14 protein-coding genes and 1 pseudogene are annotated in these 15961 nt (G+C 39.9%); 4 read left to right on the top strand and 11 right to left on the bottom strand.

All coding sequences use genetic code 11. The features are described from left to right. Positions 1 to 97: 97 nt before the first annotated feature. The 6 genes from ACPC57_RS07765 to yycF all read right to left on the bottom strand — a co-directional run bounded on the left by ACPC57_RS07765 (position 98) and on the right by yycF (position 7065). The gene (locus tag ACPC57_RS07765) at positions 98 to 1144 is read right to left on the bottom strand and encodes a D-alanine--D-alanine ligase (RefSeq protein ID WP_277836762.1); all 1047 of its coding nucleotides are present in this window, start codon (positions 1142 to 1144) and stop codon (positions 98 to 100) included. A 108-nt stretch (positions 1145 to 1252) separates the two neighbouring features. Further along, positions 1253 to 1849, bottom strand: coding sequence for a recombination mediator RecR (gene recR / locus ACPC57_RS07760; protein ID WP_172036408.1), 597 nt, complete (start codon positions 1847 to 1849; stop codon positions 1253 to 1255). An 8-nt stretch (positions 1850 to 1857) separates the two neighbouring features. Beyond that, positions 1858 to 3891, bottom strand: coding sequence for a penicillin-binding protein PBP2B (gene pbp2b, locus ACPC57_RS07755; protein WP_412080675.1), 2034 nt, complete (start codon positions 3889 to 3891; stop codon positions 1858 to 1860). A gap of 317 nt (positions 3892 to 4208) precedes the next feature. Continuing rightward, positions 4209 to 5012 (bottom strand): MBL fold metallo-hydrolase, encoded by an 804-nt coding sequence (locus ACPC57_RS07750; RefSeq protein WP_217374822.1) that lies wholly within the window; start codon positions 5010 to 5012, stop codon positions 4209 to 4211. Between the two features lie 6 nt (positions 5013 to 5018). Then, entirely contained in the window at positions 5019 to 6368 is a 1350-nt protein-coding gene (gene vicK / locus ACPC57_RS07745; protein ID WP_434066650.1) for a cell wall metabolism sensor histidine kinase VicK, read from the bottom strand. Next, on the bottom strand, positions 6361 to 7065 hold the full coding sequence (gene yycF, locus ACPC57_RS07740; protein ID WP_024391260.1) for a response regulator YycF: 705 nt from the start codon (positions 7063 to 7065) through the stop codon (positions 6361 to 6363). Before yycF ends, vicK begins: the two co-directional genes overlap by 8 nt. 235 nt (positions 7066 to 7300) lie before the next feature. On the opposite strand from yycF, the gene ACPC57_RS07735 reads away from it, so the two are divergent. The 4 genes from ACPC57_RS07735 to ACPC57_RS07720 are packed head-to-tail and all read left to right on the top strand — an operon-like array spanning position 7301 to position 10297. Then, entirely contained in the window at positions 7301 to 8062 is a 762-nt protein-coding gene (locus tag ACPC57_RS07735; protein WP_130554350.1) for an amino acid ABC transporter ATP-binding protein, read from the top strand. A gap of 9 nt (positions 8063 to 8071) precedes the next feature. Next, positions 8072 to 8911 (top strand): transporter substrate-binding domain-containing protein, encoded by an 840-nt coding sequence (locus ACPC57_RS07730; protein WP_434066649.1) that lies wholly within the window; start codon positions 8072 to 8074, stop codon positions 8909 to 8911. Positions 8912 to 8924: 13 nt separating this feature from the next. Then, on the top strand, positions 8925 to 9623 hold the full coding sequence (locus ACPC57_RS07725) for an amino acid ABC transporter permease (protein ID WP_217374819.1): 699 nt from the start codon (positions 8925 to 8927) through the stop codon (positions 9621 to 9623). A 14-nt stretch (positions 9624 to 9637) separates the two neighbouring features. Beyond that, positions 9638 to 10297: an amino acid ABC transporter permease gene (locus ACPC57_RS07720; protein WP_130554353.1), complete on the top strand. Its 660-nt coding sequence runs from the start codon at positions 9638 to 9640 to the stop codon at positions 10295 to 10297. A 72-nt stretch (positions 10298 to 10369) separates the two neighbouring features. Here the strand turns inward: ACPC57_RS07720 and thrS are convergent, their stop codons facing one another. The 5 genes and pseudogenes from thrS to ACPC57_RS07695 all read right to left on the bottom strand — a co-directional run bounded on the left by thrS (position 10370) and on the right by ACPC57_RS07695 (position 15889). After that, positions 10370 to 12319: a threonine--tRNA ligase gene (thrS, locus tag ACPC57_RS07715; protein WP_434066651.1), complete on the bottom strand. Its 1950-nt coding sequence runs from the start codon at positions 12317 to 12319 to the stop codon at positions 10370 to 10372. Between the two features lie 155 nt (positions 12320 to 12474). Next, a pseudogene (locus ACPC57_RS07710) lies at positions 12475 to 12846 on the bottom strand (MazG-like protein). 240 nt (positions 12847 to 13086) lie between these two features. Then, positions 13087 to 13497 carry a hypothetical protein gene (locus tag ACPC57_RS07705; RefSeq protein ID WP_434066648.1) on the bottom strand — a complete coding sequence of 137 codons (411 nt, stop codon included), beginning with the start codon at positions 13495 to 13497 and terminating at the stop codon, positions 13087 to 13089. Between the two features lie 14 nt (positions 13498 to 13511). Further along, positions 13512 to 14825 carry a glycosyltransferase family 4 protein gene (locus ACPC57_RS07700; RefSeq protein WP_434066647.1) on the bottom strand — a complete coding sequence of 438 codons (1314 nt, stop codon included), beginning with the start codon at positions 14823 to 14825 and terminating at the stop codon, positions 13512 to 13514. 20 nt (positions 14826 to 14845) lie between these two features. After that, complete coding sequence (locus tag ACPC57_RS07695; RefSeq protein WP_217374814.1) at positions 14846 to 15889, bottom strand: glycosyltransferase family 4 protein; 1044 nt, start codon at positions 15887 to 15889, stop codon at positions 14846 to 14848. Positions 15890 to 15961 lie beyond the last annotated feature (72 nt).

Raw genomic sequence — 15961 nt, 5'->3', positions numbered from 1 at the left:
TCCAGTTTGTTTTTTATAACAGTATACTGGAGGAAGGAGTGATTGGATAGATACCTTGTTATTGGGCAGTTACAAAATTTCCAATCTTTTCCTTGTTTTATATTAAATGACTTTCACGTTTTTCAAACATTTCTTTGGCCAATCGAACAAGCTCTTCAATCAAATCTGGGTAAGCTAAGCCCATATTGTCCCAAAGGAGTGGATACATGGACCACTGGGTAAAGCCTGGCATGGTGTTGAGCTCGTTGAGGAAGATATCGCCGTCTTCTGTCAAGAAGAAATCACAGCGAGAAAGTCCACAACCACCGATTGCACGAAAGGCCTTGGCAGCATTTTCTCGCATGATAGCCATAATTGATTCGTCAATTTGGGCTGGAATATCCATTGTGATTTTGTTATCAATGTACTTGGCATCATAGTCATAAAAGGCAACGTCTTTGACTACTTCGCCAGGAAGTGTGGTTTTCACGTCAGCATTTCCCAAAAGACCAACTTCAACCTCACGGGCGTTGACACCTTGCTCAACAAGGATACGACTATCATACTTAAATGCTAAGTCTAGAGCTGCATGTAGGCCAGCTAAATCTTCAGCTTTAGAGATACCAACGCTGGAACCCATATTAGCAGGTTTTACAAAGACCGGATAAGTCAACTTTTCTTCAATCTCTGCAATCTTTTCCGCAATATTCTCACCTTCGATAACTGCCACATAAGGTACTTGGGCAATGCCAGCTGATTCTAGTACGCGCTTGGTTGTAATCTTATCCATGGCAACGCTAGAAGATAAAATATTGGTGCCAACATAAGGCATACGAAGCACTTCCAAGAAGCCTTGAATAGAGCCATCTTCTCCCATTGGCCCATGAAGAACTGGGAAAACGACTGCCTTTTTTTCATAGATATCGCTCGGACGGATTTTTTGTTCTTCAATAATTGTCGCATTTGTCATGAGTTTTTCATCGGCAGACGGTGTTTGAGAAAACTCTTGCGTCTTAATAAAGTCCCCTGTCTGACTAATGAAATAGGTTTTGACAAAAAAATTATCATAATTGATGGCGCGCATAACGCTTTCTGCGGATAAAACAGATACTTCACGTTCTGCTGAACGTCCACCATAAAGTAAAATCAAGGTTTCTTTTGACATATTCAATCCTTCCTGTGTCAATAGTTTCTCTATTAGTATAGCATATTTTAACCACTCGAAATTGACCTAAGGTAAATTCGAATGATTATGAGTCAACCAGCCATTCGTCTACAACTCTGTTCTGTTTTCGATTGCTCGCAGTAGAGTAACTTCATCGGCATATTCAATATCACTTCCAACTGCTAGACCTCGAGCTAATCGGGTTACTTTTATTCCAGCAGGTTTAAGCACACGAGAAATATACATTGAAGTCGCCTCACCATCCGCAGTTGCATTTGTCGCCACAATAACTTCTGTAACCTCATTGTCCATCAGACGAGTGAGGAGGGATTTCAAATTAATATCATCTGGTCCGATACCATTCATTGGCGAAATCAAGCCATGCAAAACATGATAGAGACCGTGATATTCTTGAATATTTTCCAAAGCCGTAACATCCCGACTATCCTCTACAATCAAAATTGTAGATTGATCTCTCGTTGAGTCCTGACAAATAGCACAAGGGTCTTGGTCCGTCAGATTACCACAAATCGAGCAATAAGATAAATCTCGCTTGGCTGCCAATAAATTTTTGGCGAATTCATTAACTACATCATCCTCCATACCAATTGTATAAAATGCTAGACGAGTGGCAGTTTTGATACCAATACCGGGTAATTTAGAATAACTATCAATTAGCTTTGCAATGGGTGTAGGGTAGAGCATAGGCCTCCTTAGTTCATGGGATACATTGATTGGTATAAGTTGATTATTTCACGCATAATCGTTTTTGTTGTCATAGATGATTGATTTGTTAAGTTTGGTAGCACCACCGAAACAGCAATTTGGGGATTGTCACTCGGTGCATAGGCCACTACGTTTGTATTTACTGCTGTTACGACTTCACCTGAAGGAGTTGTTGTATAAGTTTCTGCCGTACCAGTTTTCGCACTGATTGTCACACTTGCTCCTTGGCCAATTGCACTACCTGTATTAAATTGACCATTTCCATTTACCACTTGATAAAATCCTTGTCGAAGAATGGCCATTTCGTCCTCAGAAATATTTACCTGATTTAACTCTTTTACTGAAACGGATTCAATCAGGTCTCCAAGCCCACCTTGGTCCGTATTGCCATAAATCCCTTCAACCAAATGTGGTGAAATGCGAGTTCCTTTATTGGCAACTGTTGACACATACTGTGCCATTTGCATTGGTGTATAGTTGTCGAACTGACCAAATGCGTTGGTAATGAAGTTCGCTGTGCTATATTCATCAGGTAAAAAACCAGTGGATTCAAGTGGAAGATCAATCCCTGTAGAAGCACCAAGACCATATTCTGCAAAAGTTGACCGCAGTTTTGTCATGGCATTTGTCAAAGATTCCCCATCATTCAAATACATATTTGCAGAATAGGTTTGCCCAAGTAGTCCCAAAGCAATCTTAACCATATAAACGTTTGATGAATATTCCAAAGCCTGAGTAGCATCAATATTAAAACTACCGTAAGCACCGTACCAAGATGTAATCGGAGCTGAACCTGCAAAATATATCGGCTCATCTAATTGTACTTGGTTGCCACTGATAACCCCATTTTCCCATCCAGAACTAATTGTAGCACCTTTGACAATTGAACCAGGTGTAAAGACACTCGTAATCGTTCCAAGAGCATCTTCGGTAATGGTACTTGAGCCTTTTTCGTGACTATATCCAGACATAGCAAGCACTGCACCTGTAGAAGGATTTAATGCAACTGCATAAACACCTTCCGAATACAGTGCACTTCCCGTTGACAACTCACTCTCAAAATATTTTTTTAGAATCGCATTGACGCCATCTTGAAAGGCCAAGTCAATGGTCAACTTAATATTGTTTCCCTGTTGTCCTTCTTGAATGGTTTCAATACTCTCGACGTTACCATTTCTGTCTAAATTAATTTCTTTCTTCTCACGTTGACCCTGCAGGACTTCTTCATACTGTTTTTCAAGATAGGCAGTTCCCACGCGGTCATTCGCAGAATATCCTTTTGACAAATAATAATCGGCATCCTCAGCTGGTAAACCTGCCTGTTCGCTTGTTACAGTCCCTATAATCGAGCTTAAGGAGGTATCTAAAATACTCCGTTGCCAGTTATTTGTAGTTGAAATTCCTTCAAGTTGATCAGAATTCGCTACAATCAAAGCCACCTGCTCAGCGGTAAGGCTGTCTGTGACAAGATTGACTGTTTCAAAATAAGATGCAGCATTCATCTGCGTAAATAGTTCAATTGCTTTCAACTCTTCATCAGAGTAGTTTAACTGTTCAGGCGTTAAACTAGCAACAGCATTTGTATAGATTTCTGATTCACTTAAATAATTGCCATCTGCATCGAATCGTTGCTCTTTAGGAAGTTTATTTAGCACTTCCTGGTAGACTGTTTGATCTGCCAAATAGTAGTCAGCTTTATCCCGATCTGAAACACTGACATCCGACACTGTGACCCATTGAAGTAAATTTTTAGCAACCTGCTTCATTTCCTCAGCAGTCATTTTATTGGAGCGCGTAAAGGACACTACTTGTTGTATCTGATTTTCAACCAAAGGCTTTCCTTTGGCATCGTAAATCAGTCCTCGAACAGAACTTTTAGTGACTACTTTCTGACTAGCAGTTGCTAATTTATTACTATAAAAATCATGATGCACAATCTGCATATCTGCCAACCGAACAATCAGCACTGTAAATAATAAAATGACGACTCCAAATAAAATATTTAATCGAATTGGAATCATATTTCTTGCATTACCAGTTGATTGATGATTCTTTTTTTTCAAAAGACAAACCTCATTCTAGAAATATTCTTCTTATTATACCACAGGAAAATCATAATTTTTAGCCTTAGCCTCCCTTTCAAGAAATATTTTCTCCATACAATAATCTTCCTCCACAATAAAATCGTCTCCAATATAAGTCTTTTCAATTCTACTAGTAACAGTGAATAAATTTGAAATAATAGCGCGAATTATTATATCATTTTTCCTCTTTTCACTTCATCGCAAAAAAACAAAAAAGCCGTGCGAACACGACCTTTTACGGATCTTTCTATCTATCAAATCTTGGTCAATACAGTCGCTGTATCTGGCGAAGTATCATAAATTTGAAAATCTGTACCAACACCTAAATCAGCTTGTGCCAATTGGTTAACCATAGTCATATGTGCCAGTTCCTTGATATTATTTTCCTTTGATAGATGCCCTAGGTAAATCTTAGTGGTCCGATTTCCGAGCGAACGAATCATGGCATCTGCACCATCTTCGTTACAAAGATGCCCTTTATCCGACAAAATCCGTTGCTTCAAATTCCAAGAATAAGAACCCGAACGAAGGATTTCAACATCATGATTGGATTCAATCAAATAGGCATCTGCATTTTCCACAATACCCACCATTCGGTCACTAACATAACCAGTATCCGTCAACATAACAAAGGATTTATCATCTTTCATAAAACGGTAGAACTGCGGACAAGCAGCATCGTGGCTGACACCAAATGACTCAATATCTAGGTCTCCAAAAGTTTTCATTGAGCCCAATTCAAAAATGTGTTTTTGGGCGACATCAATTTTGCCCAGCTTGCTTTCCATTGCCTGCCAGGTCAATTCATTGGCATAAATATCCATACCATATTTACGAGCTAACACTCCTATACCATGGATATGATCGCTATGTTCATGGGTGACTAAAATGGCATCAATATCATCTGGTTTTCGGTCAATTTCTGCCAAAAGACTAGTGATTTTTTTTCCCGATAAACCTGCATCCACTAAAATTTTCTTTTTATCCGTTTCCAAATAAAAACAATTTCCACTAGACCCGGATGCTAAAATACTATAATTAAAACCAGTTCCGATCATACTCCCCTATTCTTCCTCAGCAACCTCTTCCCACTCATCCAGTGCAATATCCTTACTATATGGTAAGACAATCGTAAATGTCGAACCATGTCCATACTCACTTTTAGCCCAAATGAAACCTTTGTGTTGCTTTACAATCTCTTTTGCAATCGCCAAACCTAAACCTGTGCCCCCTTGGGCTCTCGAACGCGCTTTATCAACTCGATAGAAACGGTCAAATATTTTAGGTAAATCAGCTTTAGGAATTCCCAAACCTTCATCTGAAATAGAAAGAATAAGCTGACTATCTGTCGTTTTCATACTAAAGGTAATGTTTCCCCCATCTGGAGAATACTTGATAGCATTATTCAAAATATTATCCAGTACCTGCGTCATCTTATCGGTATCAATTTCAACCCAAATTGGACTAATCTGGTAATCACGAATAATAGCGTAGGTCTTACCAACATCAGAATTCTTCATCTGATCAAAGCGATTCAAGATAAAAGTGATAAAGGCTGTAAAATTGATTAACTCTACATCCATCTCTCCAACCTGATTATCAATGCGAGATAAACTTAAAAGATCTGTAATCATCCGCATCATCCGGTTGGTTTCATCTAAGGATACCTTGACAAAACTTGGGGCAACCGATTCGGTCAGAGCTCCCTCATCCAAGGCTTCCAAATATGATTTAACCGAGGTCAACGGTGTACGCAATTCGTGACTGACATTAGAAACAAACAGTCTGCGCTCACGTTCCTCCTTGGCCTGCTCCGTCATATCATGTAGGACAACAACCAACCCTGATATGAGCCCACTTTCACTCCTAATCGTTGCAAAATTAGCTCGTAAGGTCAGTAATTCTTGATTCTCATTAACTTTTTCTAAGACGATTTCAGGTGTTTGAGATAGCAACTCACGCAGACTATATTGGTCTTGAAGTTCTAGAACATCAAGTAAAAAATATTGCTCCTGTTTATGATCTTTTAACCCCAGTTGTTTCTGCGCCATATCATTGACCATGATAATTCGGCCAATACGATCTGTAGCAATGACTCCATCACTCATGTAGGAAAGAATGGAACTGAGCCGGATTTTTTCTTGTTCTAGGTTATCGTGCGTTAAACGGATTACTTCTGACAAATCATTCAGTGAATTTGCCATTTCAGTAATCTCTGGACTTCCTCGCAAATCCAATACATCAGAGTAATTACCATCTATCAAGGCGCCAACTTTTTTATTGAGTAATTGAATCTGCTTATTGTCACGATAGTTTTCTATCAACAATACTGTCAACGCCATTAGAAAGCCGACCAAAATAACAACAAACCAAAATTCAGCTGTTGTAATTAGATAGCGTAATTGATTAATCATAAGCTTTTATAAAATAACCTACTCCCCTGCGTGTCAAGATGTATTCCGGACGACTTGGAGTGTCTTCAATTTTTTCACGCAAGCGTCGAACTGTCACGTCCACAGTACGTACATCTCCAAAATAATCATATCCCCAAACAGTCTCAAGTAGATGCTCTCGCGTCATGACTTGCCCAATGTGCTTGGCCAAATGATACAATAATTCAAATTCACGGTGTGTTAGTTCAAGTTCTTTTCCATGTTTCTTAGCTACAAAAGCATCTGGAACAATTACCAAATCACCGATTACCAATTCTGGAGTACCAGATGATTCAACTGCTCCTTGCGTCTCAGCCAATTCACTTCGACGAAGAAGAGCTTTTACACGTGCCTGTAATTCACGGTTTGAGAATGGCTTTGTCACATAGTCATCCGCACCAATTTCAAGCCCAATAACTTTATCAAACTCACTATCTTTAGCTGACAACATTAAAATAGGAACATTACTTGTTTTTCGAATCGTCCGTGCTACTTCTAATCCATCTATTTCTGGAAGCATTAAATCTAAAATAACAATGTCTGGAAACTCTGCTTCAAAAATATCAAGCGCCTCACGTCCATCAAACGCAGTAACTACCTCATATCCTTCACGTGTCATATTGAACTTAATAATATCCGAGATTGGTTTCTCATCATCAACAATTAAAATTTTCTTCATTTTTTATTACCTTTATTATCTTTATTATCTTTATTATCTTTATTATCTTTATTATCTTTATTATCTTTTATCTATTATATCAAACTTATTTAAAAATTTCATTTTACAAGATGTGCACATAATCTTATGTTACGTTTTATGACATGCTATTTATTAAATTGTCTGAATTTGCTTGACATTTAATGATTGCAATGATATGATACTAATACCATGTTTTTTATTGAAGGAGACACTTATGGCATTAGTAGATTTTAAAAATGTAAATAAATACTACGGCGACTACCACGCCTTACGCAATATAAACTTGAAATTTGAACCTGGACAGGTTGTCGTATTGCTCGGACCATCTGGTTCAGGAAAATCGACACTCATCCGAACTATCAATGGTTTAGAAGCAATCGATGAAGGTCAATTGGTCGTCAATGGTCATGATATTTCTTCTACGTCCATCAAAGAATTAGTTGCCTTACGTAAAGAAGTCGGTATGGTCTTCCAGCATTTTAATCTCTATCCACACAAGACAGTTTTAGAAAATGTTACCCTAGCTCCGACAAAGGTCTTAGGTATTGATAAGGCAACTGCTGAAAAAACTGCTCAAAAATACCTCGAGTTTGTTAACCTTTGGGATAGAAAAGATTCCTATCCTGCTATGCTATCTGGCGGACAAAAACAACGTGTCGCAATTGCACGTGGATTGGCTATGCAACCTGAACTTTTGTTGTTTGATGAACCAACTTCTGCCCTCGATCCAGAAACCATCGGTGATGTTTTAGCGGTAATGCAAAAATTAGCGCGAGATGGGATGAACATGATTGTTGTAACGCATGAAATGAGCTTTGCACGTGAGGTTGCTGACCGTATTATCTTTATGGCTGAGGGAGAGGTTTTGGTAGACACGACCGATGTCAATGGATTCTTTGAAAACCCAACCGAACCAAGAGCTAAGCAATTCCTCAGTAAGATCATCAACCACGAATCTGATAAGGTAAAGTTATAGGAGGTACCTATGAAAAAGAAGAATCATACTCTCTTTCTGACATTTCCACTACTAGTCCTAGTAGCCATACTCCTATTCGTAGTTAAACAGCCCATTGCGCAAACAGATACCCCTACAGAATTATCGAACAGTGACCAAGTTCAGGCAATAATCGAGAGAGGTGTTCTCCGAGTTGGTGTCAAACAGGATGTTCCAAACTTTGGCTACAAGAACCCAGATTCTGGTGAATTTGAAGGATTGGAGATTGACATTGCTCGCAAAATCGCAGACGAATTAGGTGTAGATATTGAATTCACTCCGGTTACTGCCCAAACACGTGGACCACTTCTCGATAATGGTCAAGTGGATTTGGTCATCGCAACCTTCACCATCACAGAAGAACGCAAGTTACTCTACAATTTCACAACTCCTTACTACACAGATGCCGTTGGCTTCTTGGTCAATAAGGATAGTGGAATTAAGACCTTTACCGACCTAAATGGAAAGACAATCGGAGTAGCTCAGGGTTCCATTACACGTACCCTCGTCTCTGAATTGGCAGATAAGTATGGCATTGCAGTAAACTTTGCTGAACTCGGTTCCTATCCGGAACTCTCCGTATCCCTTAGAGCACATAGAACTGATGCCTTCTCTGTTGACCAATCCATTCTATCCGGTTACATTGGCTCAAAATCAGAACTAATGGACTTTAGCTTCTCAGCTTCTGATTATGGAATTGTTACTAAATTATCTAACAAAGACCTTAACAACTACTTAAACAGCCTTGTTGAAAAATGGACTTCCGATGGTACTCTTCAGGCCTTCTATGATGCCAATGGTCTAGAACCAGTCACAGAAACTGACGAATAGAAAGGTGAACAATATGACAGTTTTAACAACTAGTCCTTACGCTTGGGAGAATTGGGTCAGTTATTTCAAGGATTTTCCAATTTTTTTCCAAGGATTTCTCTTTACCTTAGCCATTTCTGTCGGAGCCTTTATCATGGCCATGTTTTTAGGAATTGTCTTTGGTAGTCTCTCTTCAAGTAAAAATAAAGTTTTAAAAATCATCGCACGTGTCTATGTTGAATACTATCAGAATACGCCGCTTTTGGTTCAGTTCATGATTGTTTATTATGGACTTCCGCTGATTTCAAATTATGTTCTCATGCCGTCCATCTACTGGACAGCTGTTATCTGCGTGGGACTCTATCACGGTGCCTATATTGCAGAGGTCATTCGTGCAGGGATTGAAGCTGTGCCAACTGGTCAAACAGAAGCTGCACTTTCACAAGGATTTACTCAAGCTGAAACCATGTGGATTATCATTTTGCCACAGGCCATTCCGACCATTCTGCCACCTTTGACCAACCAAGTCGTGAACTTGATTAAGAATACTGCCACTGTTGCCATCATCTCAGGAGCTGATATTATGTTTATGACAAAATCTTGGTCTGCCATGAATGCTAACTACATCCCAGCCTTTGCTGGTGCTGCTTTCCTTTACTTCATCATGTGCTTCCCTGTTGCAAGCTGGGGCCGACGCATTGAAGAAAAGAATAAGTCAGCCTTTTCACACTAAAAGGAGGTTGAACGATGAATTATGTTTTAGAATTACTCAAACCTTCAACCTTCCAACTCTTGTGGAGTGGTTTGAAGTTAACAGTCTATATTTCAAGTATTTCGGTAATCCTATCCATTCTTTTCGGAATGATTTTAGCCATCATGCGTAATGGGAAAAATCCAATTTTCAAGTGGATTGCAACCATCTATATTGAATTTGTGCGTAATGTCCCAAACTTGCTGTGGATTTTCACAGTTTTCCTAGTCTTCCAAATGAAGTCAACGCCTGCTGGTATTACTGCTTTTACTATTTTTACCACGGCAGCCATGGCCGAGATTATCCGCGGTGGTCTAAACGCCATCGGACCGGGCCAGACCGAAGCTGGTTTGTCACAGGGTTTTACCCCTGTACAAATCATGGTCTATATCATTATGCCTCAAGCTATTCGCAAAATGCTGCCAGCCATCATCTCGCAGATTGTAACGGTCATCAAGGACACTAGTTTTCTCTATTCCGTTATCGCCCTGCAAGAACTCTTTGGTTCTAGTCAAATCCTCATGGGACGCTACTTTGAAGCAGAACAAGTTTTTGCCCTTTACCTCATGGTTGCTCTCATCTACTTTGTTATCAATTTTGCCATTTCAAGTCTGTCACGTTATGTGGCTAAGTCTTGGGCGAGCAGCATAGAGTAAGATTTCTCCCAGCCAGTTGGTTGGGATTTTTTTGCTGTCAAAAAAGAAGTCCATTCGGACTTCTTGCTTTGTTTATTCTTCTTCAGCTGGTCTTGACTTACGAGCAATATCTGCTAGGATATGGTCCACAAATTCTGCAACAGACTGAGTTTGCGTTGCCTTACTGCCGTAGCGACGAACGTTGACAGCATTATCTTTCATTTCCTTGTCACCAACGATGAGCTGGTATGGAATCTTGCTGGTCTGACTCTGACGAATCTTGTACTGCATCTTCTCGTTACGTTCATCCACGTGTACGCGAACACCACGGTCTTGCAATTCTTTTGCAACCTTCCAAGCGTAATCCAAGTGAGCTTCCACAGAGATTGGAATCATAGTCACTTGGGTTGGAGCTAACCAAGTTGGGAAGGCGCCCTTGTAGGTTTCAATCAAAATGGCTGTGAAGCGTTCCATAGTTGAGATAACACCACGGTGAATCATAACTGGGCGGTGTTCTTCACCATCAGCACCAATGTAGGTCAAACCAAAACGTTCTGGCAAGAGGAAGTCCAACTGAATGGTTGATAGAGTCTCCTCATTACCTAAGGCAGTTCTCACCTGGATATCCAATTTTGGACCGTAAAAGGCTGCTTCCCCCTCTGCCTCGAAGTAGTCCACGCCCATTTCATCCATAGCATCTTTCAACATACGCTGGGCATTTTCCCACATCTCATCGTTGTCATAGTACTTCTCTTTGTCCTCTGGGTCACGATATGACAGACGGAAACGGTAGTCGTTTAGGTTGAAATCTGCGTACACTTCGATAATCAACTGAAGTGCTTTTTTGAACTCTTCTTGGATTTGCTCAGGTGTCACGAAAATATGACCGTCGTTAAGAGTCATCTCACGTACCCGTTGCAAACCTGTAAGAGCACCAGATTTCTCATAGCGGTGCATCATCCCAAGCTCAGCGATACGCACTGGCAATTCGCGGTAAGAACGCACATGATTTTTATAAACTTGAATGTGGTGCGGACAGTTCATCGGACGAAGCACAAACTCCTCACCGTCACCCATGTCCATAGTTGGAAACATGTCTTCTGAATAATGATCCCAGTGACCTGAGGTCTTGTAGAGTTCGACAGAAGCCAAAGGTGGCGTATAAACGTGCTGGTAACCTGAAGCCAATTCCTTGTCTGTGATGTAACGCTCCAAGGTACGACGGATAGTCGCTCCATTTGGCAACCAGAATGGCAAACCTTGACCAACTTCTTGGCTAATCATGAAAAGATCCAATTCCTTACCAAGTTTACGGTGGTCACGCTCTTTGGCCTCTTCACGCATTTGCAGGTATGCTTTGAGATCTTTTTTGTCAAACCAAGCTGTACCATACACACGTTGCATCATTGGATTTTCGCTCTTACCACGCCAGTAAGCACCTGCCACGTTGAGCAATTCAAAAATCTGGATACGACCTGTTGACGGAACGTGTGGCCCACGGCAGAGGTCAACGTATTCGCCTTGGGTATAGATGGTCAAACCGCCCTCGTCATCCGAGTGTTCTTGAATCAATTCCAACTTGTAAGGATCATTTTTGAAAATTTCAAGAGCTTCTTCCTTAGTTACCTCACGACGTTCTGAAGGGAAATTCTCTTTGACAATTTTAGCCATTTCTTCCTGAATACGTGGCAGGTCTTCATTTGAAATCTGACCTGCTGCATTGTCCGTATCGTAATAAAAACCGTCCTGAATAGCTGGACCAACACCCAACTTGATGTCTGGGAAAAGCCGACGAGCTGCTTGGGCAAACAAGTGCGCCGCTGAGTGACGCAAGATGTCCAAGGCATCCTCATGGTCAGGCGTTACGATTTCAAGCGTACCGTCCTCTTCAATAGCACGAGTAGTGTCAATCAATTTACCATTAAACTTACCAGCAAGAGCCTTTTTCGCCAAAGACTTGCTGATGCTCTCCGCAATTTCAAAAGTAGTCACACCAGCTTGGTACTCACGAACAGCACCATCTGGGAAAGTAATGTTAATCATAATATAAGATATAAAGGGTGTTAAGCGGACACAGACAAAATAGGAAACAAAACGACGACGCAAGCATCTAGTTCTCGTTTATCTTTTTGGCCCAGTCCGTAGCCCGTATTCAGTTCAACCAAATACGGAGACCCTAGTCCTTTCTATTTTTTTATTTATTTTTTAATCCCCAATAACTCTTCTTTCTGAGTTAAAAAGGTTTCCATTTCTTTTTGAAAATCAATATCCAGGCGGTCAGCCAGTTCAATCAACCACTAGATATTTTCAGCCATTTTATGCTCTAAGCTATAGGGTGTTTCATCATAGTAACGGCCCTGCTTGGTCATAATCAGACGGTTCATGTTACCAATATCGTTGGTCAACAATTCTTTATTTTAAGTTGTCGAGCTGAAACAGTCTATCCCCAGACTGTTTCACTCCTCAATGGACCACTCTTTATCGTGGTGCTTGACTTCCAATTCTCTGTAAGCCTTGCGAATGGCTAGGCAACGGTCAATCGTTTCTTGTGGAATGCTGGTCAACTTCATCTCCTTGTTTTGTCAAAAAAGAAAATACGACGTCCTTGCAAAAGGACGTCGTAACGTGGTTCCACCTTCATTTATCTACGACAAAAAAGTGTCATAGACCTCATGTTTGGCGATAAGGGAACCACCCTTTTATGTTTGCATAAAATCATACCGAGTAGTGTCAATTCTATCCTCTGTGTACTTTCACCAAACGCCCACTCTCTCAAAGATTTCCTAGAATTGATAAGTCTCTAACAGCTATTATATCAGGATTTCCTGATTTTTCAAGGATTTTTCTTCATTTTTTTCCTTTGTGTAAATAGCAGAGCTCCTATCCCATTTCCAATCAGAGCACATAATCAGAGCACATAAGGTGTAGACAATCTGGTAGAGAATAATCCATTCCTTAAAGAAAAAGATGGTTACAGGATAAAGCAGTAAAACCAAGGCAAGAAGGCTAAGAGAAAAGCCGTTTAAAAATCCACAAAGAAGACCCGTTAGGAACAACACAATAGGAGTATAGAGCAATATATTCCCGACCACCAGCTCCTTAGAAAGCATGGTGTCACTAATCAGATGAAAGGCAATCAGGTAAATACCTGCATACATGAATAGTATAATAAGGGCTACTACAGCCAGACTCTTCCAACTCTCCTTTTGTAATCTTTCCATTTGAACCCTCCAAATTAATCAAAGAAATTCCGAATAGACTTCACCTGTTCAACAGATTTTTTTAGCATCCTTGCTGTAGTATCTGTTGATTTGACTACTGCTTTACGTGGTAAATAAATGGCTTCTTTTAACAATACTTCAGCCACACTATCTTGATTTGTATGCTCTTTTTTGAAATCATATGAAATTTTCAAATCGAGATAGTATTCAAACACTCTGCGTCCGAAGTTAGTCGCGGAAATTTCATATAATTTTTTTTCCAAAACATGAGGATTCATAGGAGGGGTCATGACAATTGCTTCAATGACCGCATCTGAAAGTTCTTCTTCATGTAAAAATAGCGTTCCAAACATCTTATCAGTGATAACATTAGACAAATAGGGATTCGAGTGAGCGATAATGGGGGTTCCCGTTGCCAAGCTCTCTAAGAAGGTCAACCCTTGGGTCTCACTTGTTGAAGCCGAAATAAAAAAATCGGCAGCTTTATAATACAGAGCTGTATCACTTGGTGCAACCATTCCCGTCATCTGAACAGAATCTGTCAGTCTCAATTCAACAATCATATCCTGCAAAGCTGTCTCATATGGCCCACCACCAACAATAACTAGTTTTACCTTTGGATTGTCCGCCAAAATGTTCGGCATTGCTTTAATAACAGCCTGAATATTCTTTTCATGTGAGATACGAGATAGGCTGAGTAACATGGTTTCATCTGGTCCAATGCCCAGTTGTTCCCTTAATTCCTCAATGTCCGAAGGACAGATTTCAGGGCGATCAAATTTTGCCAAGTCAATCCCTGTTGGTATGACCCTTTTTGAAATAGGAACATTGTATCGTACTAATAGTTCCTCAACAATTTCACTCGGACAAATAACACCGTCCAAATCATGAAGGAACGAGCGAGCAAAATATTTTATCATTCCAGGACGAATCAACCGTCCCTTAGCGATATAGTGTACATAATCCTCATATTGAGTATGATAGGTATGCACAACAGGAACTTGTAGTTCTTTTGCAACCATCTTACCTAGAATACCTAAGGTAAATTCTGTATGGGTGTGAACCAAGTCCAACCTATAGCGACTTGCTATCTTTAAGGCATCTTTAAAACCAGCATAGGCTACTCGCCGGTCTTTAAATGCGAAAAATGGAACACTCGGTATACGTATAATATCCCAATCCTCGTAGCGATTGACACCCTCATCTGTTGTTGTAAAAATAAATACTGTATGACCTAATTTTTCAAGCTCAGTTTTGAGAGTTCGAATCGAAGTTGCCACACCCGAAACTTGTGGAAAATAGGTGTCTGTAAATAATCCAATCCGCATGCTTTCTCCTATTTTATGTATTATGATTTAGCTAAATCAGCCTGCTCTTGGTAAAAGGCAAGCCACTTTTCAAGCAAGGATTCCGGAGAATAATAGTTAGAAATCTCTCTCGCTTTATTTGTCAATTCAACCAGCTGATTTGGTTGATTCTGCAACGTTTCTATAGCCGTTTTCATTTCATCCATATTTTTTACTGGCAAATACATTCCCTCGAGAATAACCTTGTATAAATCAATGTCTCGCAACATGATGGGTGTACCACAACTGGCTGCTTCTAAAATCGTCATTGGGAATAATTCACTATAACTAGGTAAAAAGAAAACATCAGCCATGTTATACAATTTTAGCATTTCTTCTGCATCAACAATCCCTGTGAAAATGAGATTTTTAGGAGGCTGCTCCATTAATTTTTTGTATTCTGCATGTCCATCAGTCATATTACCAAATGAAAAACCACCTGCCCAAACAAAGATCACATCTGGACATTCTCTTGCTAATTGTGCAAAGTCATCAATTCCTTTTCGTCTCTGCACTTGCCCTGCACCTAATACAACAAATTGATCTGGAGAAATTGCGTACTGTTTTCGAACATCTTGCACTTCTTCTGTAGAAAGAGGATGCCACTGATCACGATTTACAAAGTTTGGTAAATAAGTGATTTTATCGCGTGAAATTCCATACTCCACTAAATCATCTATGAAACTCGGATTGACGACCACTAACTGGTCCATACGATTATAAAAGGTAATCACATACCAAGATACAAGAGGATTAAGAAAACGTGGAATTTGTAAGCTACCTTCAAGAGTATCAGGAAGAAAATGCACATAACCAACTCGTCGCCCTGTTCTTTTCTTAAAAAATGTCGTCAAAAAAAAGATGGGATCTATGGTATGGTAATGGGTTACATCCGCCTTAACAAATAGTTTTTCTTTAATGTCTAGCTTAGTTGTTCCACGTTCTCGCAATAAGTGCATCAGCTCTCTATAGGCCCCTGATACCCCTTGTCCCTTTACTTTTTCGCTAGAACTTAACATGTTTATGACTAATTTCTTTGTACTCATATATGTATTATACACTACTTTTTCAAATAGTGAAACCGTAAACAGATAGGGAAATCCCTTACCTATTTTCTG

It is taken from the genome of Streptococcus sp. VTCC 12886, assembly GCF_049893425.1.
GTDB lineage: Bacteria > Bacillota > Bacilli > Lactobacillales > Streptococcaceae > Streptococcus > Streptococcus suis_AA.
This window is presented reverse-complemented; position numbering and strand designations above follow the sequence as displayed.